This window comes from Streptosporangium minutum, from assembly GCF_002149035.1.
GTDB classification, from domain to species: Bacteria; Actinomycetota; Actinomycetes; order Streptosporangiales; family Streptosporangiaceae; genus Streptosporangium; species Streptosporangium minutum.
Map to the genome: position 1 here is coordinate 39,183 of NZ_NGFP01000010.1, position 20,721 is coordinate 59,903.

At 73.0% G+C, this 20,721-nt stretch carries 20 protein-coding genes; 12 read left to right on the forward strand and 8 right to left on the reverse strand.

The window, feature by feature from the left end:
• Positions 1–59: 59 nt before the first annotated feature.
• The 4 genes from CA984_RS04005 to CA984_RS04020 all read right to left on the reverse strand — a co-directional run bounded on the left by CA984_RS04005 (position 60) and on the right by CA984_RS04020 (position 3,038).
• Entirely contained in the window at positions 60–836 is a 777-nt protein-coding gene (locus CA984_RS04005; RefSeq protein ID WP_086568224.1) for a MauE/DoxX family redox-associated membrane protein, read from the reverse strand.
• A 9-nt stretch (positions 837–845) separates the two neighbouring features.
• On the reverse strand, positions 846–1,442 hold the full coding sequence (locus CA984_RS04010; protein WP_086568226.1) for a cell wall protein: 597 nt from the start codon (positions 1,440–1,442) through the stop codon (positions 846–848).
• Between the two features lie 9 nt (positions 1,443–1,451).
• Positions 1,452–1,901, reverse strand: a complete 450-nt coding sequence (locus tag CA984_RS04015; RefSeq protein WP_051865070.1) for an RlpA-like double-psi beta-barrel domain-containing protein — start codon at positions 1,899–1,901, stop codon at positions 1,452–1,454.
• A gap of 93 nt (positions 1,902–1,994) precedes the next feature.
• Positions 1,995–3,038: a TetR/AcrR family transcriptional regulator gene (locus tag CA984_RS04020; protein WP_086568228.1), complete on the reverse strand. Its 1,044-nt coding sequence runs from the start codon at positions 3,036–3,038 to the stop codon at positions 1,995–1,997.
• A 203-nt stretch (positions 3,039–3,241) separates the two neighbouring features.
• On the opposite strand from CA984_RS04020, the gene CA984_RS04025 reads away from it, so the two are divergent.
• Both CA984_RS04025 and CA984_RS04030 read left to right on the forward strand, forming a co-directional pair.
• A complete protein-coding gene (locus CA984_RS04025) occupies positions 3,242–4,042 on the forward strand; it encodes an ABC transporter ATP-binding protein (protein WP_086568230.1) in 801 nt (266 codons plus the stop codon).
• Positions 4,039–5,376 carry an FtsX-like permease family protein gene (locus tag CA984_RS04030; protein WP_133061545.1) on the forward strand — a complete coding sequence of 446 codons (1,338 nt, stop codon included), beginning with the start codon at positions 4,039–4,041 and terminating at the stop codon, positions 5,374–5,376. Before CA984_RS04025 ends, CA984_RS04030 begins: the two co-directional genes overlap by 4 nt.
• A 183-nt stretch (positions 5,377–5,559) precedes the next feature.
• Here CA984_RS04030 and CA984_RS04035 read toward each other — a convergent pair whose 3' ends face one another.
• The gene (locus tag CA984_RS04035) at positions 5,560–6,528 is read right to left on the reverse strand and encodes an ArsR/SmtB family transcription factor (protein ID WP_086568233.1); all 969 of its coding nucleotides are present in this window, start codon (positions 6,526–6,528) and stop codon (positions 5,560–5,562) included.
• A 78-nt stretch (positions 6,529–6,606) separates the two neighbouring features.
• Between CA984_RS04035 and CA984_RS04040 the strand changes: the two genes are divergently transcribed.
• The 7 genes from CA984_RS04040 to CA984_RS04070 all read left to right on the forward strand — a co-directional run bounded on the left by CA984_RS04040 (position 6,607) and on the right by CA984_RS04070 (position 14,988).
• Entirely contained in the window at positions 6,607–7,848 is a 1,242-nt protein-coding gene (locus CA984_RS04040; RefSeq protein ID WP_086568234.1) for an MFS transporter, read from the forward strand.
• 165 nt (positions 7,849–8,013) lie between these two features.
• Positions 8,014–8,508 (forward strand): S26 family signal peptidase, encoded by a 495-nt coding sequence (locus CA984_RS04045; RefSeq protein WP_207620711.1) that lies wholly within the window; start codon positions 8,014–8,016, stop codon positions 8,506–8,508.
• 34 nt (positions 8,509–8,542) lie between these two features.
• The gene (locus CA984_RS04050) at positions 8,543–11,623 is read left to right on the forward strand and encodes an AfsR/SARP family transcriptional regulator (protein WP_133061546.1); all 3,081 of its coding nucleotides are present in this window, start codon (positions 8,543–8,545) and stop codon (positions 11,621–11,623) included.
• Positions 11,624–11,701: 78 nt separating this feature from the next.
• Positions 11,702–11,893, forward strand: coding sequence for a hypothetical protein (locus CA984_RS04055; RefSeq protein ID WP_086568240.1), 192 nt, complete (start codon positions 11,702–11,704; stop codon positions 11,891–11,893).
• 131 nt (positions 11,894–12,024) lie between these two features.
• Positions 12,025–12,567, forward strand: coding sequence for a MauE/DoxX family redox-associated membrane protein (locus tag CA984_RS04060; RefSeq protein WP_341351697.1), 543 nt, complete (start codon positions 12,025–12,027; stop codon positions 12,565–12,567).
• Between the two features lie 43 nt (positions 12,568–12,610).
• Complete coding sequence (locus tag CA984_RS04065; protein ID WP_086568245.1) at positions 12,611–13,123, forward strand: hypothetical protein; 513 nt, start codon at positions 12,611–12,613, stop codon at positions 13,121–13,123.
• A 71-nt stretch (positions 13,124–13,194) separates the two neighbouring features.
• Positions 13,195–14,988, forward strand: a complete 1,794-nt coding sequence (locus CA984_RS04070; protein ID WP_242675718.1) for an ABC transporter ATP-binding protein — start codon at positions 13,195–13,197, stop codon at positions 14,986–14,988.
• A gap of 19 nt (positions 14,989–15,007) precedes the next feature.
• On the opposite strand, the gene CA984_RS04075 is transcribed toward CA984_RS04070, so the two are convergent.
• Positions 15,008–15,625, reverse strand: a complete 618-nt coding sequence (locus CA984_RS04075) for a TetR/AcrR family transcriptional regulator (RefSeq protein WP_086568250.1) — start codon at positions 15,623–15,625, stop codon at positions 15,008–15,010.
• A 164-nt stretch (positions 15,626–15,789) separates the two neighbouring features.
• Here CA984_RS04075 and CA984_RS04080 point away from each other — a divergent pair, with 164 nt between their 5' ends.
• From CA984_RS04080 to CA984_RS04090, 3 genes are all read left to right on the forward strand, one after another.
• A complete protein-coding gene (locus CA984_RS04080; RefSeq protein WP_086568252.1) occupies positions 15,790–16,665 on the forward strand; it encodes an SAM-dependent methyltransferase in 876 nt (291 codons plus the stop codon).
• Positions 16,666–17,323: 658 nt separating this feature from the next.
• A complete protein-coding gene (locus tag CA984_RS04085; RefSeq protein WP_086568254.1) occupies positions 17,324–17,965 on the forward strand; it encodes a DUF4142 domain-containing protein in 642 nt (213 codons plus the stop codon).
• A 265-nt stretch (positions 17,966–18,230) separates the two neighbouring features.
• Complete coding sequence (locus tag CA984_RS04090) at positions 18,231–18,812, forward strand: GNAT family N-acetyltransferase (RefSeq protein ID WP_086568257.1); 582 nt, start codon at positions 18,231–18,233, stop codon at positions 18,810–18,812.
• A 114-nt stretch (positions 18,813–18,926) separates the two neighbouring features.
• Here the strand turns inward: CA984_RS04090 and CA984_RS04095 are convergent, their stop codons facing one another.
• Both CA984_RS04095 and CA984_RS04100 read right to left on the reverse strand, forming a co-directional pair.
• Positions 18,927–19,871 carry a sugar kinase gene (locus tag CA984_RS04095; RefSeq protein ID WP_086568258.1) on the reverse strand — a complete coding sequence of 315 codons (945 nt, stop codon included), beginning with the start codon at positions 19,869–19,871 and terminating at the stop codon, positions 18,927–18,929.
• A 37-nt stretch (positions 19,872–19,908) separates the two neighbouring features.
• Complete coding sequence (locus CA984_RS04100) at positions 19,909–20,694, reverse strand: IclR family transcriptional regulator (RefSeq protein WP_086568260.1); 786 nt, start codon at positions 20,692–20,694, stop codon at positions 19,909–19,911.
• Positions 20,695–20,721: the final 27 nt, after the last annotated feature.

Genomic DNA, 20,721 nt, shown 5'->3' on the forward strand with positions numbered 1-20,721 from the left:
CGGGGCGACCACTCGCGCCCGTCCGGGTCGGGGACGGCGGCGGCATGACGCCTGGAACGTCAGATGAGCGCGGGCTCGTCGGTGAGGGCGACGCGGATGGCCGACGGATCGTCGCCGGGGAGCGGAACGGCGAACACCGCCGTACGCCCTCCGGCCGCGTAGACCACGAACCGCAGGCCGTCCTCGTCCCACACGTCCTGGACGTCCGAGGTGAGCCGCGCGGACGCCGAGCAGTAGGCGGGGCTGAGATAGAGGAGGCGCATCGTGACCTCCAGCGGGATCTCCTGTGAGGAGGGTACGGCGAGCGGCTTGCGCAGCCGTACGAGAAGCCGGCGCAGGGGCATCAGCCAGTGGCGGTCCAGCTCAGCCGAGAGCCCCAGCAGGGCGACGGCCTCCGCCAGGCCCAGCACCACGAGCCACGGGTCCACCGGATACAGCCGCGCCTGGACCGCCACGAGGCTCATGACGAGCAGAAGTCCCGCCCGGGCGAATCCGCGCCAGTTCACGGGCCGCGAGTGCGCGCCCAGACAGCCGCACGACGAGGCGGGCGCGGCCAGGTGCGCGTAGGTGAGATAGACCAGGAATCCCGTGGAGAGCACGGCCGCGGCCGCACCCTCCACGGGGAGGGCGGGCGGCAGCAGCAACGCGACCGCCACAGCGAGCTCCAGCACTCCGACGAGCCGGAGTGCGGGGACCGCGCGCGCCGAGCCGACCAGCCGGCCCAGGGCGGTCTGCCCGGCCTGCGCCCGCATCCGCCGGTCGAGCAGTTTCATCAGGGCGGCCCAGAGCAGGAAGAGGCCGATCACGTACGGCTGCAGCGCGGCGATCCCATACATCTGTCGCTCCTAGTGAGGGGAGAAGACGGTGGCGATGTCGACTTCGTTGGTGTCCGGCCGCCAGGCGCCCAGGATCTGCACGTGCTGGCCCACGCGCAGCAGCGACAGGTCGGCCGAGGGCGGCGCGTCGGAGTAGACGGCGATCGACTTGCCCGCCACGCGGTGGCAGAGGACCTCCTGTCCCTTGTGGTCGAGATGGATCTTCTCGCTGGTGATGTTGCTGACGTGCCCCTTGATGTTGACGATGTTGAGCCAGACCGACTCGGCGGCCAGCACCCCGTCGGGCATGCGGACGCCCCGGGCGTAGAGGCCGTCACCGGGCCTGGCCTGGTCGAAGCTGGTGGGGCCCAGCTTCCACAGGCTCGTTCCGTCGACGACCCTGATGTTGTGGAACACCATGTTCGACCCCAGGACGAGCAGCGTGTTGTCCTTGATGGAACGGATCCGGCCCTCGGCGAAGTCGGGGTCGGGCGCGCCGGGCTCGACGTCGGGTGCGGCGGCGCCGAAGGCGGCCTCCGGGCCGAGTGATCCCAGCGCGGTCGCGGCGACGACGCCGGCCCCGCCTCCGAGAACGGCGGACTTGAGCAGTTGCCTTCTGCTGGTCACGACGGCCTCCTAGGGGGTCGAGATCTCACATGGCCGGAGGCCGGTCGACAGGCTGGCGATCCGGCTGTAGGCGGCCGGGGTCAGGTCGATGATGCGGTCGGTGGCGCAGGTCGCGCCGCAGCAGCTGCGCTCGCCGCAGAACAGGTCCGTCTGCGGGCCGCAGTCGGCGATGGAGGTGACGACGCTGGTGCCGCTGCACAGCGCGGTGATCCGGTGCTGGAAGCCGCAGGTCCTGCGGCTCAGCGCGAAACCGCAGCTGTCCGGCCGGGTGATCGCCCAGCAGGCGTCCGAGGTGTTGGGCCAGGCGTGTTGCAGGTTCCCGGAGTTGCAGGTGCCGCAGGCTCCCTTGCCTGTGCTGCTGCAGGGCCCCCAGGCCGTGCCGCAGCAGAACCAGGAGACCTCTCCTCGGACGGCTGCCTGTAAGTCGATGGGCGGGTCGGTGGGCTGGCTGCGCGCCATGCGCATCCTCCTTGGGGGGTGGGCTCCGACGGTTCCCGATCAGGTGGTGTAGCTATACGAAATTTTCTGACATTTCACATGAATAACATGTAATTAAATTTCGTCAATGCCTGATCGGCCGTCGCCCGGACCTGCCGGAGACCCCGCCGGTGTGTCACCTGCCGCTCTGACCGCGTCGAGCAGGGCGGCGACGCCGTCGAGCATGCGGTGGAGGCCGAACTCGAAGATGTTCTCCGGCTCGGACGCCTGAAACGCCTCGGTGCCGAACTCCGACACCATCGGAAGATGCGCGGTGCGCAGGGTGCGGTGGAGCGCGTCCTGCCGGGCGTCCGCCCACTGTTGCCGGGTGTTGCGGGTCGCCCGCGCCGCCTGCGCCTCGTGGGCGAGAGGCATGGCCGCGCTCTGCAGGTATGTGCCGATCATGATGGCGATCTGGACCATGGTGGCGAAGTCCAGCCGATGGCCGTCCAGGGCCCGCATGCGCCAGTCCGTGTACGCCATGAGGCTCGGGGCGATCGGCGGCCGGGTGGTGACCGCGACGAGGTGCGACACCCAGGGATGATCTCGGTAGAGCGCCCACTCCTCGCGCGCGGAGAGCTCCAGCTTGGCCCGCCAGCCGTCCGGGCCCGGTTCGGGCAGCGGCCGTTCCCCGAAGACGGTGTCCACCATGAGGTCGTTGAGCTCCTCGCGGCTTGCGACATACCGGTACAGCGACATCACGCCCACCCCCAGCTCGGTGGCGACGCGCCGCATGGACACCGCGGCGACGCCGTCGCGGTCGGCGAGCTCGATCGCGGTGCGCACGATGAGCCGCTGATCCAGGGTCCCTTCCGAAAGGCCGGTCTCGGTGCTCTCGGGCATCCGCCGGGCGTCGGCTCCGGGATCGGCCCGGGGGCCGGCTCCGGGATCGGCCCGGGGGCCGGCTCCGGGATCGGCCTGGCCCTCGGCTCGGCCCTCGCCCTGGACTCCGCCCTGGACTTCGGCTCGGACCCCGGCTCGGCCCTCGCCCTGGGCCTCGGCTCGGCCGCCGGGCCGGGTGTCGGTCGCGGAACGGTCCGCGACCCGCATCCGGTAGGCCCGCGCCCGGCAGGCGCGCGAGCAGTACCGCGGCGGCCGCCCCCGCACGGCGAGGCGCAATGTCCGTCCGCACATCTCACACGTCGGCACGCTTGATGACCTCCGTCGATTTACGTCACGAAACTCGTGGCGTGACGAAATTATAGGCAGTGAACGTGACTATGTGTATATTTACCGCTCTGACCTGCGGATTTAATAAAATTCAATCTTTTGATCCATAAGTGCGGTACGGTGTATTTATGACTCGTACAGCGTACTCACAAATGTCGCATACGGCTTCGCGTCACGCCCTTGAACTCCATGAGGTGGTCAAGCGCCACGGACACGGCGATGCCGTCGTGACCGCTCTTGACAGGGTGACGATGTCCATCCCGCGTGGCACCTTCACCGCGGTGATGGGGCCGTCGGGGTCGGGGAAGAGCACCCTGCTGCACTGCGCCGCCGGGCTTGACCGGCCGACCTCCGGATCCGTGGTTCTGGACGGCCACGAGCTGAGCGACCTGGACGAAACGGCTCTGACCCGGCTGCGGCGCGACCGCATGGGTTTCATCTTCCAATCGTTCAACCTCGTGCCGACGCTGACGGTGGCGCAGAACGTTGCACTCCCCCTTGAGTTCGCCGGCCGCCGGCCCGACGAGCGGGCCGTACGGGCGTTGCTCGCGCGGCTGGGGCTCGCCGAGCGGTCCGACCATCGGCCGGCGGAGCTGTCCGGCGGCCAGCAGCAGCGCGTGGCCATCGCCCGCGCCGTGCTCTCCCGGCCCGCCGTCGTCTTCGCGGACGAACCCACCGGCGCGCTGGACACCCAGGCCGCACGCGACGTGCTCGGCATCCTGCGGGAGGCGGTGACCCTGACCCAGCAGACGATCGTCATGGTGACCCACGACCCGGTCGCGGCCTCCTACGCCGACACGGTGGTGTTCTTCGCCGACGGGCGGATTGTGGACACCATGTCGCGGCCGAGCCCCGAGGCGGTGGCCGCGCGGATGGCCCGGCTGTCCGCGCCGGACCGGTCCGCCGGGCCGGCGGACGCGGCGCCGGGCCGCCGGGACGGTGGTCTCCGATGATGTGGAGGCTGGCCTTCCTCACGGTCCGCGCCCACATCGGGTCGTACCTCGCCTCGGCCGCCGTGATGGCGACCGGCACCGCCCTGCTCACCGCGTTCGCGAGCCTGCTGGAGACCGGGCTGGAGACCGGGCGCAGCTCCGGGTTCCTGATCATGCTGCCCGCCATCCTGGGCGGGTGGACGGTGGCGATCGTGGCTTTCGGCGTGGTCTCCACCGTCTCCCTGACGATCCAGCACCGGGAGCAGGAGCTCGCGCTGCTGCGGTCGATCGCCGCCACCCCGCGGCAGATCCGGCAGAACGTCGTGCTGGAGACGGTGATCGTGGCGCTGCCGGCGGTCGTGGCCGGTCTGCTGCCCGGTGTCGCGCTCGGCGCGGTCGTCCTCGGGCGGCTGGTGGACGGCGGTCTGGTCGGTGCTTCCACCCGGTTGAGCGCCGGCTGGCTCTGCGTCGCGGTCGGCGCGGGCACGTCCCTGGCCGCGGCGGTCGCCGCCGCCCTGATCTCCAGCAGGCGAGCCGCCTCCATCCCGCCCGTGCGCGCGCTGGGCGAGGCGTCGCCGTCGGCGACCCGGCTGCTCAGCCGTGCTCGGGCGGTCGGCGGCCTGGGGTTGCTGGCCGTCGGTCTGAGCCTGGCGGCGGGGACTCTCTTCATGGAGAACGGTCCGCTGCTCTCCAGCACCGCGGGCCCGGCGGGCGTCGCCGTCGCCGTCGGGCTCGCCCTGCTCAGCCCGCTGGCCGTGACGCCCGTCGGATGGTTCGCCCACGCCCGGCTCGGAGCCACCGCCCGGCTGGCCGCCCGCAACACCCGCGTGCGGGCCAGGCACAGCGCCGGCGTGGCATCTCCGCTGATCCTCCTGGTCGGCATCGCGGCCGGAACCCTCTACATGCAGAGCACGGAGGACGGCGCCCATCGGGGACCCGCCGTCGCGGGCGACGTCGGCGCGCAGCTCGCCCCCGTGAACTACCTGATCGTCACCATGATCATCGGCTTCTCGGCGATCGTGGTGGTCAACACCCTTGTCGCGGCCACCCGCCGGCGACGCCGCGAGTTCGGCCTCCTGCGGCTGTCGGCCGCCACCCGTGGCCAGGTGCTGGCAATGGTCACCGTCGAGGCCGCCGTGACCGCGGGCATCGCCGTCGTGCTGGGCACCGTCGCCGCCGCGGCCACGACGGTGCCCTACAGCCTGGTCAAGACCGGCTCGCCGATCGCGTCCGGCCCGGCGTGGATGTATCTCGCCATCGTCGGCGGCGCCTTCCTGCTCGTGATGCTGGCCACCGTCCCGACGACCGTGGGCGCCCTGCGCACCCGGCCGATCGACGCCCTCTCCGCGGCATGACCGCCGGGCGGGCGGCCTTCACCGTCCCGGATCCGGAGGGCGGTCTTCACCGCCCCCGGACCTCCGGGGGCGGCGGACCGGCCCGCCGACGACACCGGGGACACCGGGGACACCGAAAGCGTGATCCCGGTGTCCGCCGATCGCGACGTGCCTCCGCGGACCGCGGTCAGGGAACACCCGGCCTCACGCGGGTGCGGCCGCGAGCAGGGAGTCGGCCACCGTGGTGCGGGCGTAGAGGACCGAACGGCCGGCCCGGTGGGCGGTGACCAGACCGGCGTCGCGCAGCGCGGTCAGGTGCTGGGAGACCCCCGCCGCCGACAGGCCGGCCCGGCGCGCGAGCTGGGTGGTGGAGGCCGGAGTCTCCAGCTCGGCCAGGAGCAGCGCGCGTGACCGGCCGATCACGGCGGCGATGGCGGCGTTGTCCGCGCTCGCGCGCCGTTCCCAGACGGTCCCGAAGCCTCTGGCCGGATAGGCGAGCTGTGGCGTGTCCGGTGCGACGATCCTGATCAGGACAGTCGGCCAGGCGAACACCGAGGGCACCAGGATCAGTCCGGCGCCGGCGCCCTCCCGGGTGACCGTGCACTGCCGTCTGACGAGCCGCAGAGTGTCGTCGTCCCAGCTCACCGAGGTGTGCAGGTCGTTGAGCAGGTGGGCGGCGCCGTACTCGGCGACCTGCCTGGCCCGGTGGAAGACGTCCGCCTCCAGCACCGCGCGGACGCGGGCCCAGTAGGGGCCCAGGGCCAGCTCCCAGTAGGTCTCGATCTCGGCCGTCACGCGGGAGAGATCATCCTGTGGCAGCTCCCACGGCTCCCGGGAGTCCGCCGCCAGGTGGCGGAGGTCCTCCCGCACCTGCTCGGCCGGGGTCTCCCGGATCGCGGCGAGCTCGGACTCCAGGGTGGGGAACGGTGTGGCCGGGGTCGGGGTGAGGAAGTCGGCGAGATAACCTCCGGCGGGGATCAGGCGGGCCAGCCGGCCGCGGTCCAGACCCGCCGCCCTCAGCCGGGGCAGCACCTGCTCGGCCCATGACCGGTGCGGTGCCGGTACGGGGGAACCGACCAGCAGGCGGAAGCTGGTCACGACCTCCCACATGGGGGAGACGGCGAAGCAGGTGTGCGCCAGGTCGCCCGTGGAGAAGGCCAGCTCGGACTGCATGTGCTCTCCCGGATGGTCGAGTATTCGGTCTGAGCTTAATCAATGGCCGCATCGCGCGGAGCGCCGCAGGATCTCCGCATGCCCTCTCTGCGCTCCTCCGTGGCCGACCAGTTCGGCGGCCTCTCCCGGCAGGTCTGGATCCTGTTCGCCGGGACCGTCGTCAGCCGGATCGGCTACCTGGTCACCCCGTTCCTGGTGTTCTACCTGGCCTCGCGCGGCATCTCGGCCGAGCAGACCCCGTACATCCTGGGCGCGCTGGGCGCGGGGCACCTGATCGGCCCCATGCTGGGCGGCCTGCTCGCCGACCGTCTGGGCCGGCGGCCCACGATGCTGATCGGGCTGGTCGGGAACGCGGCCGCCAACGGAGCGCTGTTCGTGGCGCCGGGGGTGATCACGCTGGCGCTGGCCGCGCTGACGCTCACCATGGCCGGCGCGATGGTCGGCCCGGCGGCGTACGCGGTGCTGGCCGACACGGTGGCTGCCGAGCGCCGCCGGGCGGCGTACTCGCTGTTCGGCTGGGGAGTCAACGTCGGCACCGCGGTCGCGGGCGTGCTCGGCGGGTTCCTGGCCGAGCAGGGCTACTGGCTGCTGTTCGCGGTCGACGTCGTCAGCGCGCTCGGGTACGCGCTGATCGTCGTGGTCTTCCTGCCGGCCGACCGGTCCGCCCGGCGCCCGGCGAGGGAGAACGGCGGCGCCGGCTACGGGGTGGTGCTGCGCGACCGGCTGATGCTCGCGCTGCTGCCGCTGTTCGGCGTCCAGCTGGCGGTCTACTCGCTGACCGAGGTCGCCCTGCCCCTCGCCGTCCGCGACGACGGGCTCTCTCCCGCCGTCTACGGCTACATGGCGATGATCAACGCGGTGGTGGTCGTGGTGCTGCAGCCGGTCGCCACGGGTCTGCTCTCCCGGCTGCCGCAGCTGCCGGTGCTCGGCGTGGCCAGCGTGCTGATCGCGGTCGGCGTCGCCCTGACGGGAGCGGCAGACCAGCCGGTCGAGTACGCCCTGACCGTGCTGCTGTGGTCGGTGGGCGAGGCCTGCGTCGGCGGGATCGCGGCCTCGATCATCGCCAACCTGGCGCCCGCCCACGCTCGCGGCCGATACCAGGGGGCCTTCCAGTGGACATGGGGCCTGGCCCGGTTCACCGCGCTGACCGTGGGCGCCACCGTCTACACCCACTTCAGCCCGGCCGTGCTGTGGTGGACCGCCCTGCTGGCCGGGATCGCGGCCGCGGTCGTGATCATGGCGATGGGCCCTGCCATCGCCCGCCGTACCGCGCCTCCGGAGGCGCAGGCGGAGAGTGCCGGCCTCGCGCTGACCGCCTGACGGCGGCGCGCGTCAGGGGCGGGACTCCGCCGGCGGCGTCGAGGCCGGGAGATCCGGCAGGTGTTCACGCGGACACAGCCGCCCATGTCTCTCGCCGCCCACGGGATCCGCGGATGCCCGCCGGGACCTGTTGACAGATCCCGGCGCCAATGGAGATCGTTTGCCGTGAGTGGATCAAGGCCGACGGAGGGGGGCGAGGCGAAGTTGATCATCCGTGGGCTGCTTACCGGTGTTCTCGTGCTCGTGGCGGGCGCCTTCTGGGCCCGCCTGCGTTACGTGGTGGTCACCGTCGAGGGAATGAGCATGGCTCCGACGCTGACCGACGGCGACCGCGTCCTGGTACGGCGGCGGCGGATCGGCCAGGTGGGCCAGGGCGACGTCGTCGTGCTGGAGCCTCCGTCCGATCCCGCCGGCCGGTACACGCCCGGCCCGGCCGGGGCCGACGGCCGGCTCTGGAACATCAAACGGGTCGCCGCGCTCCCCGGTGACCCGGTGCCGCCGGGGATCGCCACCGGCGACGGCGTGGTCCGCGTTCCCTCCGGGACGCTGGTGGTCCTCGGGGACAACCCGGACAGCGTGGACTCCCGGCAGCGGGGGTTCTTCCCCGCCGACCGGCTGCTCGGCGTCGTGCTGCGCCGGTTGGGCGGGCGGTCCCTCTAACCGACGACGCGGGGCCGGCGAGGAAGGCACGACCTTGAGGTTTGGACTCCTGGGCCCGGTGCTGATCCAGGCCGGTGGCTCACCCTTACGGATCACGGCGCCCAAACAGCGCACGGTCCTGGCCATGCTGCTCGCGCGCGCCGGTTACGTCGTGCCGATCCGGACGCTGGTGACGGAGGTGTGGGACGAGCATCCGCCCCGCTCCGCGGTGGCCAACCTGCGCACCTACCTCATGCAGCTCCGCAGGGTGCTGCCCCTCTCCGAGGATCCGGCCGTCGAGCGGCTGGTCACCTCCGACGCCGGATACCTGCTGCGGGTCGAGCCGGCCGAGTTCGACCTCTTCCAGTTCGAGGCGCTCTCCGCGCGCGGCCGCCAGGCGCTGACCCGGCGGGACCTCGTCACGGCGCAGGACGCCTACACCCGGGCCCTCGCCCTGTGGCGCGGGGGAGTGGCCGAGGACGCGCCGCTGGGGCCGACCCTGCGCGAGGTGGTCACCCGCCTCACCGACCAGTATCTGAGCGCGGTGGAGGAGTACACCGAGATCCAGCTCGCCCTCGGCAGCCCCACGACGGCGGCCACCCGGCTGCGGGAGCTGATCGGCCGCTACCCCCTGCGGGAACGGCTGCACGGCCAGCTCATGGTCGCCCTGTACCGGTGCGGCGACGTGGCCGGCGCGCTGGACGTGTTCGGGATGGCCCGCCGGGTCCTGGCCGAGGAGCTGGGGCTCGACCCCGGCCCGGAGCTGCGCCGCCTGCACCAGGCGGTCCTGCGCCGGGACGCGGACCTGATGGCGCCGGGGAGGCCGCCGACCGGCGGGGACGCCGTGATCGGGGGAGCGGCCGTGCCGATGGGAGCCGCCGTGCCCGGCGGGACGACCGTGCCGCCGGGCGACGCCGTGACCGGGGGAGCGGCTGCGCCGGTGGGAGTCGCCGTGTCCGGGGGAGCGGCCGTGACCGCGCACGCCGGGGACGGGCCGCCGCGCCCGCGACAGCTGCCGCGGGAGCCGGCGCTGTTCGTGGGCCGGCCGGCCGAGCTGGCCGGGATGCTCGCCGTCCTGTGCGGCGAGCCGGCGCCGGGCGCGGGACCGCCGGTGCTGGCGCTGCACGGCCCCGGCGGCGTCGGCAAGTCGACGCTGGCGCTGCGGGCGGCGTACGCCGCGGCCGGCCACTACGCCGACGGCCAGCTCTACGTCGACCTGCAGGGGGCGAGCCCGGGACTGCCGCCGTTACGGCCCATCGAGGTGTTCGGCCGTTTCCTGCGGGCCCTGGGAGTGCCCCACGGCGAGGTCCCCGCCGCACCCGGGGAGGCGGCCGCCCGCTACCAGTCCCTGCTGGCCGGCCGGCGGGTCCTGGTCGTCCTCGACAACGCCGTCGACGCGGCCCAGGTGGGACCGCTGCTGCCGGCCGGCGGCGGCTGCGCGGCACTGGTCACCAGCCGGACGGCGCTGACCACCATGGACGCCGTGCCGATCGCCCTGGACGTGTTCGACGAGGCGGACTCGGTGCGGATGCTCACGCTGCTGGCGGGACAGGACCGGGTGGCCGCCGAGGCCGGGGCGGCGGCCGACGTCGCGCGCTGGTGCGGCTACCACCCGCTGGCGCTGCGCATCGCCGGCGCCCGTCTCGCCGGCCGCCCCGACTGGCCGCTCGTGCGGTTCGCCGAGCGGCTGCGCGACCAGCGGCGGCGGCTGGACGAGCTGCGGGCGGCCGACCTGGGCATCCGGTCCTGTTTCGAGGTCAGCTACGCGGCGCTGACGGGCGGCGCGGGCCGGGCCACGGCCGCCGCGGCGCACGCCTTCCGGCTGTTCGGTGTGCTCGACGTGCCCGAGATCAGCGTCGAGCTCGCCGCCGCGCTCCTCGACGCCGACCCGAAGGCGGCGGAGGACGCGCTCGACGAGCTGGCGGAGGTCCGCCTGGTCGAGCCGGCCGGCGACGGGCGGTTCCGCATGCACGACCTGCTGCGGCTGTTCGCCGCGGAGCTGGCCGTCGTCCACGACCCGCCGGACGAGCGCGTGCGGGCCGTACGGCGGGCGCTGGACTGGTACCTCGACCTCTGCCATCAGGTGAACGACCTGCTCCAGCCGCATCTGCGGTCCGGCGACGGGCACCGGCCGAGCCGGCGGGACACCGGGGTGGCCCTCCGTGACCCCGCCGAGGCGGTGCGACGGTTCGAGACCGAGATGCCGTGCCTGATCGCGGCCGCGGCCCAGGCGGCGACGGGGGAACCGGCGGTCGCCTGCTTCGTCACCGACCTGATGCCGCTGATCAGGGCGCTGGCGACCAAGTGCGGGCACTGGCGGGAGTTCGAGACCGTCGCACGGCTCGCCATCGAGGTGGCGCGGCGGCACGGCGACCGTCCCGGGGAGGCGGCGGCGCTCACGATGCTGGGACTGGTGGAGTGGAGGACCGGCCGGTCCGACGTGGCCCGCGACTGCCTGCGGCGCGCCCTCGAACTCCGGCGCGACCTGGGCGACCGGGAGGCCGAGGGGATGGCGCTGCACAACCTCGGCTGGCTGAGCACGCGCAGCGGCGACCTCGACGACGCCCTCGGCCACATCATCGCGGGCCTGCGGCTGCTTGAGGCGCACGGGTCCAGCCGGGTCGGGATGGTCAGGCACAACCTGGGCGAGGTCCTGCTGCGGCTCGGCCGGTTCACCGAGGCGGCGGACTGCCTCCAGCGGTGCCTGGCCCTCCGCAGGTCGGACGGCGACTCCTTCGGGGAGGGCATCACCCTGGCCGCGCTCGGCCGCGCCTACTGCCTGCTCGACCGCAGGGACGAGGCTCTGGCCACACTCGGGGAGGCGCTGCGCCACTGCCGCGAGACCGGCAACCGGGAGGACGAGTGGGAGGTGCTGCTCAGCAGGTCGGAGATATGGCTGCGCCGCGGGGACCCGGCCTCGGCCGCCGCCGACCTCGCCCGGGTGCTGGAGCTGACCGCGCGGACCGGTGAGCTCTACGGTCAGGCCGCCGCCGCCCGCCAGCTCGCCAGGGCGCGCGCCGCGCTGGGCGACCCCGCCGCGGCGGCGGAGGAGGCGCGCCGGGCCGCGGAGCTCTTCGCGTCACCCGCCATGCGGCCTGATCCGGTGCTGGAGAGGCTGCTCACCGCCCCGCTGTAGCTCCGCTGTATCAGCGGCTGTATTTCCCCAAAATAGCGTTTCGGCTGTCCACATCGCTCTATGAAGGAGTGAATCCAGATGAACGCTCTTCTGGGAAAGCTCGGCGACCGAGTGCTCGGGAAGCTGGTGCCGAAGGCGACCGCCAAGGCTGACACCTCCTACTACATGACCTGCTTCTGCTACGGGACGGCCAGGTACCAGAAGCTCTGCCACATCGTCGGCGGTACGACCGGCTGCGTGACGGGCTGCGAGAGGCGCGGGAGCTGCTGACCGGGCAGAACCCGTAGGTCCGGGGGCCGAAGCTGCCGCCGGACTCCGGGCGTGTTCCGCGGGTCCTCACCGTGGCGGGGATCCGCGGAGCACGTCCGTCGCGGGGTGGAACGAGTGGTGAGACGGTGAAGATGCTCTATTTGACGATCGGGTGCCGGGCGTTGCTGGCCGGTGTCTTCGTGATCGCGCTGGCGGGCAAGGTCCGCGGGCGGGCGGCGTTCGACGAGTTCGTGGGCTCGATCGTGGCCCTGGGGATGTTCCCGCGCGCCGGATCCGTGACGGCGGCGTACGCCGTGCTGGGGGCGGAGGCCGTGGTGATCCTGTCACTCGCGCTGCCGTCCACCGTGCTCCTGGGATTCGCGGTGGCGATGGCGCTGCTCGCCGCTCTGACCGCCGGCATCCTGGCCGCCGTGCGCCGGGGGCGGCGCGCGCCGTGCCGCTGTTTCGGAGCCTCCGCCGCGCCGCTCGGCACGGCGCACGTGGTGCGCAATCTCGTCCTGCTGCTGGCCGGCGGGGCCGGGCTCACGGCAGGGACCGTCGCCGGTGACGCCGGGGCCGGGGCACACCCGGCGGGCGTCGTCCTCGCACTGGTCACCGCCGCCGTGGGCGCCCTGCTCGTCGTACGCCTCGACGACCTGCTGGGCCTGTTCACCACCTCCGCCCCGCCGCGATGACGCGCGGGTGTGACGACTCGAAGTCCTTAAGTGAGGTTGCTCGATGCCTTTTCTGATCGCCGCCGTCGTCCTGGTCGGCATACTCTGCCTCTTCGACCTGGTGCTCACCTTCGCGGTACTGCGCCGCCTGCGCGAGCACACCGCCGAGCTGGAACGGCTCGCCGGACCGGCGCGGTTCGGTCCTCCCTACGACCCGGGAGTCCTGGTCGGTCGCACGCTGCCCCCCGCGGGGGCGGACGGCGGCGAGCGGCCACGCCTCGTGGCGTTCTTCGACGTCAGCTGCGACGCGTGCCATGAGCACGCGCCGCGTTTCGCCGACGCGGCCCGCACCGGCACCGCCATGGCGGTCATCTCCGGTGACGGCGGGAAGGCCGGCGACCTCATCGGGATGATCGGCGGCGCGGCGAGCGTCGTCACGGCGGAACAGGCCGACAGCCTGGTGAAGGCGGTCGGCATCGAGGCTTTCCCGACGTTCCTCCGGGTCGGCCCGGACGGCACGATCGTGGCGGCGGACACGGATCTGGACGCTCTCGCCGGAACGGCCCGCGCGAGGTGACGACGTCTCCGGTCTCGGACGCGGAACCGGACGGGGGCCGGTTCCGCCGTCTGTCGCGATACGCCGCGACGGTGGCGTCGCTGTGCTGGCGGGCCGGCCCGGGGCTGGCCCTGTCCCAGCTGGCGGCGACCGTCATCGGCGGCCTGTTGCCCTTGGGGACGGTGTGGGCGACGAAGCTCCTCATCGACGAGCTGGCGGCCGGCCGTACCGGCCAGGTGCTGCTGCCCGCCTGCGGCCTCACCGTCCTGGGACTGGCCGCCGGGGTGCTGCCGCATCTCATCGCCTACCTGCAGGCCGAGATGGAGCGCAGGCTGGACCGCCTGACGCAGGACCGCCTGTACACCGCGGTGAACGGGTTCCAGGGCCTGTCACGGTTCGAGAACCCCGATTTCCTGGACAGGCTGCGGATGGCCGCGCAGGCGACGGGCGGCGCGCTGAGGCCCATCACCTCCGGCCTGTTCGACATCGGGCGCAACGTCATCACGCTGGTCGGCCTGCTCGTCGCCCTGGCCGTGCTGAGCCCGCTGATGGCGGGGCTGGTGGCGCTCGCGGCGGTTCCCGCCCTGGTCGCGCGGATGTCGCTGGAGAAGCGGCGGATGAGGATGATCGCCGGGCAGTCCGCGGGAATCCGGCGGCAGGTCCTCTACTCCTCCCTCATCACCGAGGTGCAGGCCGCCAAGGAGGTTCGGCTCTTCGGGCTGGGCGACTTCCTCAAGGGCCGGATGTTCGGGGAGCTGGCCGCCATCCAGGCCGGTGAGCGGCGGCTGGACCGGCGGGAGGCGCTCACCCAGTCGGTGCTGGCGGTGCTGTCGGCCGCGGTCAGCGGCGTGGGACTGATATGGGCGGTGTACGCCGCCGTGGACGGCCGGTTGACCCTCGGTGACGTGACCGCGTTCGCCGCCGCCGTGGCCGGGACGCAGGCCGCGCTGATCGCGACGGTGGAGAACGCCGCCCATGCCCGCCAGGCGCTGTCCCTGTTCGGCTACCACGAGCAGGTGACGTCGCTCCCCGACGACCTGCCGGCCCCGCGATCGGCCGCCGCGCTGCCCGCGCTGCGGCGGGGCATCGAGCTGCGCGACGTGTGGTTCCGCTACGACGACAGCCACCCGTGGGTGCTGCGGGGGGTCGACCTGACGATCCCGCACGGCGCGTCGGTCGCGCTGGTGGGGCTCAACGGGGCGGGCAAGAGCACCCTGATCAAGCTGCTGTGCCGGTTCTACGACCCGTCCCGGGGGAGCATCCTCTGGGACGGCGTGGACCTCCGCGAGGTGCCGCCGGCCGAGCTGCGCGCCAGGATGGGCGTGCTCTTCCAGGACTACATGAACTACGACCTGACGGCGGCGGAGAACATCGGGGTGGGGGAGATCGAGGCGCTGTCCGACCGCGCCCGCATCCAGGCCGCGGCCGGGATGGCGGACGTCCACGAGACCGTCCAGGCGCTGCCCCGGGGCTACGACACGCTGCTCAGCCGGATCTTCTTCGGCCCGGAGGACGAGGACGACCCGCAGGCCGGAGTGGTGCTCTCCGGGGGGCAGTGGCAGCGCCTGGCCCTGGCCCGCGCGATGCTGCGCCAGGGGCGTGACCTGCTCATCCTCGACGAGCCCAGCTCGGGCCTGGACGCGCAGGCCGAGTACGAGGTGCACCGGCGGCTCCGCGAGCATCGCGCCGGCCGTACCAGCCTGCTCGTGTCCCACCGGCTCGGCGCGGTCCGCGACGCGGACCTGATCGTCGTGCTCGACGACGGCCGGATCGCGGAGCGGGGGACGCACGACGAGCTCACGGCCACGGACGGAGGATACGCCCGGCTGTTCGAGATGCAGGCCCGCGGCTACCGCGAGGACGCCGGAGTCCAGGGATCACTCTGACGGCGGGGCAGTCCAGGGATCACTCTGACGGCGGGGCGGGGGCGCGGCCGGGGCCCGCGACCAGGGCGCGGAGGCCGTCGCGGAACAGGGCGGTGTCGGCCTGGAGCAGGGTCCGCTGGACCATGAAACCGTGTACGAGGCCGATGAGGACCCGGGCGATGTGGCCGGCCGGCACGTCGCGCTCGATGAGGCCACGCCCCTGGTAGGTCTCGACCTGCTCGGTCATGAAGCGCTCCACGTCGGCGAACGCCCTGGCGAACTGCTCGGCGAGCAGCGGGGAGCGCTGGGCCTCCGCCCACACCTGGATCTCCAGCTTGGCCGTGTCGTGCAGCGCGTCGAGCCGCTCGACGGTGGAGGTCACCGCGGTCACCATGTCGTCGGGCCCCGGGGTGGAGCCGTCCTCCGACAGGGCCTTGAGCGCGGCGGAGACCTCGGTCAGGGTCTCGGTGGCGATGGCGGCCACGAGGGCTTCCTTGCTGGGGAAGTAGCGGTACGCGCCGCCGGGGGACATGCGGGCCTCGCTGAGGACCTCCTGCATCGACGTGGCGTGGAAGCCGTTGCGGGCGAAGCAGGTGCGGGCGGCCTTGAGGAGCTGGGCGCGCCGCGCCGCCAGGTGCGCCGACGAGACGGGTGACATGGCTCCATAAAAGAACGAATGTTCGCTCTTGTCAATCCGGTGCGGGCGTGGCAGCTTGAAGAGAGAACGAGCATTCGCTCTTTCCTAGGAGGGGGAGGGGCGGGGAAGACGCCCGCGCCCGGCCCGTCCAGGGAAGGCGTTCACGACAGCTCTGGAGGAGCACGATGGCACACCGACCCGAACTCGCCGGCGAGCTGACCGGAATCGGCGCGACCGCCCTGGGGGTCGCCTTCCTGCGAGCGGAGGAGAGCCGCCGCGCGGACCGGCTCTTCGACGACCCCTACGCGCGGACGTTCCTCGACGCGGACGGCGTCGCCAGATCGGTGTGGACTGCCGCGCCGGCGTCCACCGGGCCGGGCTTCGCGGAGATGATGGCCGATCAGGTGGCGGTCCGCACGCGTTTCCTGGACCGGGCGTTGCTGGAGGCCACCGGGGCCGGGTGCGCCCAGGTGGTGCTGCTGGCGTGTGGTCTGGACACCCGCGCGTTCCGGCTGGACTGGCCCGCCGGGACGCGTGTCTTCGAGGTCGACTTCGCCGACGTGCTGGCGTTCAGGGGCGCCCGCCTGGCCGAGCATGGCGTCCTCGCGCGCTGCGACCGGGTGGAGGTCCCCGCGGATCTGCGCGACGACTGGCCGGGTGCGCTGGTCGAGGCGGGTCTCCGGCCGCACCTGCCGACCGCCTGGCTGGCCGAGGGGATCCTGTACGCCCTGCCGGCCGACGCCGCCGACCTCCTCCTGGATCGCGTCACCGGGGCCTCGGCCCCCGGCAGCGTCCTGGCGCTGGATCATATGGAGGACTCCGAACCGCTCCGTGCCGCCCGGCGGGCGATCTCCGCCGAGCTCGTCGACCTGTGGCGGGGCGGTCCCGCCGGGGACCTCGCCTCCTGGCTCCGCGGACGAGGATGGCGCCCGGCTCTCCATGACCTCGGTGAGGTCGCGGCAGAATACCGCCGCCCCGTGCCACCGGCGTTCGACCCGGAATGTGCGGGCACCGGCCGGGGGTGGCTGGTCACCGCCCGCCTGGCGGAAGATCGTCGATAGCCGTCCCCGCGGGGGCCCGAGGGAGGCCGGACGGCGGTCATCCGTACGGCCCGCTGAGGACGGCGGGTTTGCGGGGGATCGGGCTGGAGGGCGCCGTCATCCGTACGGCTCGCCGGTGATCGCGGGTTCGCGGGGGATCGGGCTGGAGGGCGCCGTCATCCGCCCCGCCCGCCGGTGACCGCGGGTTTACCGGGCGCCGCCGCGGCGGAGGCATCGCGGTGTGCGAGTGTTGACGATCCGTTCTGGGGTGATAGCGGTGGGTTACACTCCCCGAAGAGGTATTTCCGGCAAGCTCCTGGCCGGCGGCGTCTCGCCGAGGACGCGCGCGCCGGCCGCCGCGGATCGGAGGTGCCCGTCGGGCACGAGACCGGCCAACGACCACGTACCGCTGTCGGATTTCCGCCCCTCCGGCGGTTCGGGGGGCCGGTTGCGCCTCCTCCGCTCCGGCAGTCCGGCGATCTTCGCTCGGCTGCTCGACGGGGACGCCGGACGCTGGTCCGCCCCGCCCGCCCCCGGGGAAGGAGTGGCTTGTTATGTAATGCAATCGAATGGTGGTATTTGGTACTAATGTGGCGTTTTGTCCACATGGAAAGTTCTGTGCCGGGAAAGGCCTCTGGAGTGGTGGAAAATCCGCCAGGACACATTCCCGGAGGTAGTGATGGCGCTTCATACCCCACTCGCGGCGATCGCGGCGACCTCCGCTGCCGTGCTGGCACTGACGGGCGGCTCGGCGGCCTCGGCCCTGACGCCCACGCCGATGCCGAGGCCGACCTCGACGTCGACGTCCTCAGGTGAGGGCCGGGTGCCGGCGCAGGACAGGCAGTTCCTGATCCAGGCGCATCAGGGCAACCTCGCCGAGATCGCCGCAGGCAAGGCCGCCGAGAGCAAGGGGAAGGCCGGCTCCGTCCGCTCGATCGGGGCCATGCTCGTCGCCGACCACACCAAACTCGACAAGAAGCTCCAGCAGGTCGCGCAGCGGCTGCAGGTGCCGCTGCCCTCGCAGCCCACGGCGCGTCAGCAGACCAAGGCCAAGGAACTGAACGCCCTGTCCGGCGTGGAGTTCGACAAGGCCTGGACCAAGGCGATGATCTACGGTCACCGTGCGGCCCTGGCTGCGGCCAACAAGGAGATCGCCGACGGGTCGGTGCCCCAGGTCAAGGCACTCGCCAGGGCCAGCAAGCCGGTCATCCAGGAGCACCTGGACCGGCTGCTCGCCGCGGAGAAGGCGCTCGGCGCCCTGAGCCCGGCCCGGCCGCCGTCGATCCTGACGGTGTCCCTGCCGCGGACGGCCGCCAGGTGATCGTCCAAGCCGGGGAGCCCTCCGCCGGTCGTCGCCACCGCTGACGACCGGCACGCCCGGACCGGGCCCGGCCCGGGCCCGGACGCCTGGACCGGGCTCGGACCGCCGGGAGGCCCGGACAGCCGGGAGGCCCGGCCCGGACAGCCGGGAGGCCCGGCGGGGAACAGGTCTGGAGGCCCGGCGAGGAACACGCCGGGAGACCGGGCTGGGAACACACTTGGAGCCCGGCGGGGAACAGGCCGCGCCGGGAGGAAATAATCGGCGCGTGCAGATCGTGTCGTATCCGGAGGCGGCCACCCCGCCCGAACTCCGCGCGCAGGTGTCGGCCCTGCAGCACCAGGCGTGGCCGGCGGAGGATCCCTCCGCCGTCACCGAAGGCGCGCCCACCCACGACCCCGGGCTGCGGCCGTTGTCGATGCTGCTGGTGGACGACGGCGTGGTGCTGGCAGCCCTGGACATCCTCTCCAAGGAGATCGTCCACGCCGGACGGCGCTACCGGGCCGGAGGTCTGAGCACGGTGGTGACGCGCCGGGAGGCGCGCGGCAGGGGCCACGGCCGCCGCCTGGTGACAGCGGCCCGCGAGTCGATGGCCGCCATGGACCTGGATCTCGGGCTGTTCACCTGCGACCGTCCCCTGCAGGGGTTCTACGAGAGCGCCGGTTGGCGGCCGTTGCCCGGCGCGGTCCTCGTCGGGGGGACCCCTCAGGCCCCGTTCCCCAGCGACCGGCCCGGCTTCGGCAAGGTCACCATGGCCGGCTTCTTCTCGGTCGAGGCCCGTCGCCACCGATCGTCGTTCCAGCACTCCCGGATCGAGCTGTACCCGGGTGAGATCGACAAGCTCTGGTGACGTCGCCCCCCGGTGGCCGGTGGCGGACGCCGTACCGCGTCGGGCGGTCCGCCCGCGGCGACGGCTGGGCCTCGGCCGGACGCGACGGTTCGGAGAACCTCTCCGAGGGCCGCCTCAGCGGCTGACCGCGTCCGCCGGGCGCAGGCGGTCCAGGTCGGAGCGGCGGGGCAGGCTCTCCCAGTCGCCGTCCGCGGCGACCGCGAAGGCGCCGGCCGCGCACGCGGTCGCGAGACGGCGTTCGGGGCCGGCGCCCTCCAGCGTCTCGGCGAGCCAGCCCGCGGCGAAGGCGTCTCCGGCCCCCACGGGGTCGAGTTCGGTGACGTGGTACGGCTCCGCGTGCCGTACGACGCCGTCGGAGAGCTCGACCGCGCCGAGCGGGCCGCGTTTGATGAGCACGTGGCGCGGGCCGAGGTCCGACAGGGCCCCGGCCAGGGCGGCCGGGTCCGCGCCGTCGACGATCAGACGGGCCTCCGCCTCGGTCGCGAACAGGACGTCCGTCGTCGCGACGGTCTCCCGCAGCACGGCGGACGCCTCCTCGGGGCTCCACAGGGCGCGGCGGTAGTTGACGTCCGTCGACACGGTCACGCCCGCGTCGCGGGCCTCGGCGACCGCGACGCGCACCGCCTCCCGGGCGGAGGCGGACAGCGCGAGCGTGATCCCCGTGATGTGCAGCACGCGTGCCGACCGGATCAGCGAGACGTCGAGGTCCTCGGGCCGGAGCCGGGACCCGGCGCTGCCGGAGCGGTAGTAACGCACGTCGACCATCTCGCTCGTGCGCCGATTCTTGATCATCAATCCTGTCGGGGCGTCCGGATCGACGATCATCCCCTGGACGTCGACGCCCTCACCCGCCAGCGTCGAGCGGAGCAGCTCCCCGAACTCGTCGGCGCCGACCCTGCCGATCCACGCCGCGCGCCGGCCGAGACGGGTGACGCCGATCGCCAGGTTCGACTCCGCGCCGCCCACGCTGAGACCGAAGTCACGGGCATGCCGGAGCAGGCCGGTACGCCGTGCGGTGAACAGCGCCATGCTCTCACCGAGCGTTACCAGATCGATCATCAGAAATTGGTCCTTAGGTGCTCGTCGTCCGTGCCGGTCATCGAGTCGATCCCAGCTTCCTGGAGATGCGCAGTGCCGTCTCCGCCACCAGCGGCCCCAGGTCGCGGACCCGGGCGGCGGTGATCCGCGAGGTGAGGCCCGAGACGGAGATGGCCGAGGTCGCGGTGTCGGTGTGGTTGAAGATCGGTGCGGCGACGCAGCGCACCTCAGGCTCGTTCTCGCGGTCGTCGACCGAGTAGCCCCGCTGCCGGATCCGGCTCAGCTCGGCGCGGAGCCGGTCGGCCTCGGTGATGGTGTACCGGGTGATGTGCGGCATCCCGGCGGCCACGACCCTCTCGACGTCCTCCTCCGGCTGCCAGGCGAGGATCGCCTTGCCGACGGCGGTGCAGTAGACGGGGGCCCGGCTGCCGATGCGCGAGGCCATGCGCACGTTGGTCTCGTTCTCGACCTTGTCGATGTAGACCACGTCCGGCGCGTCGTAGACCACGAGGTGGACGGTCTCCCGGACCTCGGTCATCAGCCGGTGGGACTCCTCGGCGGCGACCGTGCGCAGGTCGAGCGTGGCCAGGTAGGCCTGGCCCAGGTGGAGCGCGCCGTGCCCCAGCCGGTAGGCGCCGGTCCTGCGGTCGCGCTCCAGCAGCCTGGCGTCGATGAGCGGGGCGGTCAGCCGGAGCACCGTGCTCTTGGACAGGCCGACCGCCTCGGCGAGCCTGGTGAGCGACAGGCCCTGGCCGGCGCCCGCGTGGTCGCGCACGTGTTCCAGCACGGCGAGGGCGCGCCGGAGCGAGGCCGACTGGTTGCGTTCCGGGGCAGCTTCGTTCATCACAGCCTCAGCGAAGTCTCGGCGGGT

What these genes read in the sequence shown, in the direction of transcription:
- CA984_RS04005 (WP_086568224.1), bottom strand. Translation starts at nt 836, where the DNA reads ATGTATGGGATCGCCGCGCTGCAGCCGTACGTGATCGGCCTCTTCCTG.
- CA984_RS04015 (WP_051865070.1), bottom strand. Translation starts at nt 1,901, where the DNA reads ATGGCGCGCAGCCAGCCCACCGACCCGCCCATCGACTTACAGGCAGCC.
- CA984_RS04025 (WP_086568230.1), top strand. Translation starts at nt 3,242, where the DNA reads ATGTCGCATACGGCTTCGCGTCACGCCCTTGAACTCCATGAGGTGGTC.
- CA984_RS04030 (WP_133061545.1), top strand. Translation starts at nt 4,039, where the DNA reads ATGATGTGGAGGCTGGCCTTCCTCACGGTCCGCGCCCACATCGGGTCG.
- CA984_RS04035 (WP_086568233.1), bottom strand. Translation starts at nt 6,528, where the DNA reads ATGCAGTCCGAGCTGGCCTTCTCCACGGGCGACCTGGCGCACACCTGC.
- CA984_RS04040 (WP_086568234.1), top strand. Translation starts at nt 6,607, where the DNA reads ATGCCCTCTCTGCGCTCCTCCGTGGCCGACCAGTTCGGCGGCCTCTCC.
- CA984_RS04055 (WP_086568240.1), top strand. Translation starts at nt 11,702, where the DNA reads ATGAACGCTCTTCTGGGAAAGCTCGGCGACCGAGTGCTCGGGAAGCTG.
- CA984_RS04060 (WP_341351697.1), top strand. Translation starts at nt 12,025, where the DNA reads ATGCTCTATTTGACGATCGGGTGCCGGGCGTTGCTGGCCGGTGTCTTC.
- CA984_RS04065 (WP_086568245.1), top strand. Translation starts at nt 12,611, where the DNA reads ATGCCTTTTCTGATCGCCGCCGTCGTCCTGGTCGGCATACTCTGCCTC.
- CA984_RS04075 (WP_086568250.1), bottom strand. Translation starts at nt 15,625, where the DNA reads ATGTCACCCGTCTCGTCGGCGCACCTGGCGGCGCGGCGCGCCCAGCTC.
- CA984_RS04080 (WP_086568252.1), top strand. Translation starts at nt 15,790, where the DNA reads ATGGCACACCGACCCGAACTCGCCGGCGAGCTGACCGGAATCGGCGCG.
- CA984_RS04085 (WP_086568254.1), top strand. Translation starts at nt 17,324, where the DNA reads ATGGCGCTTCATACCCCACTCGCGGCGATCGCGGCGACCTCCGCTGCC.
- CA984_RS04095 (WP_086568258.1), bottom strand. Translation starts at nt 19,871, where the DNA reads ATGATCGATCTGGTAACGCTCGGTGAGAGCATGGCGCTGTTCACCGCA.
- CA984_RS04100 (WP_086568260.1), bottom strand. Translation starts at nt 20,694, where the DNA reads ATGAACGAAGCTGCCCCGGAACGCAACCAGTCGGCCTCGCTCCGGCGC.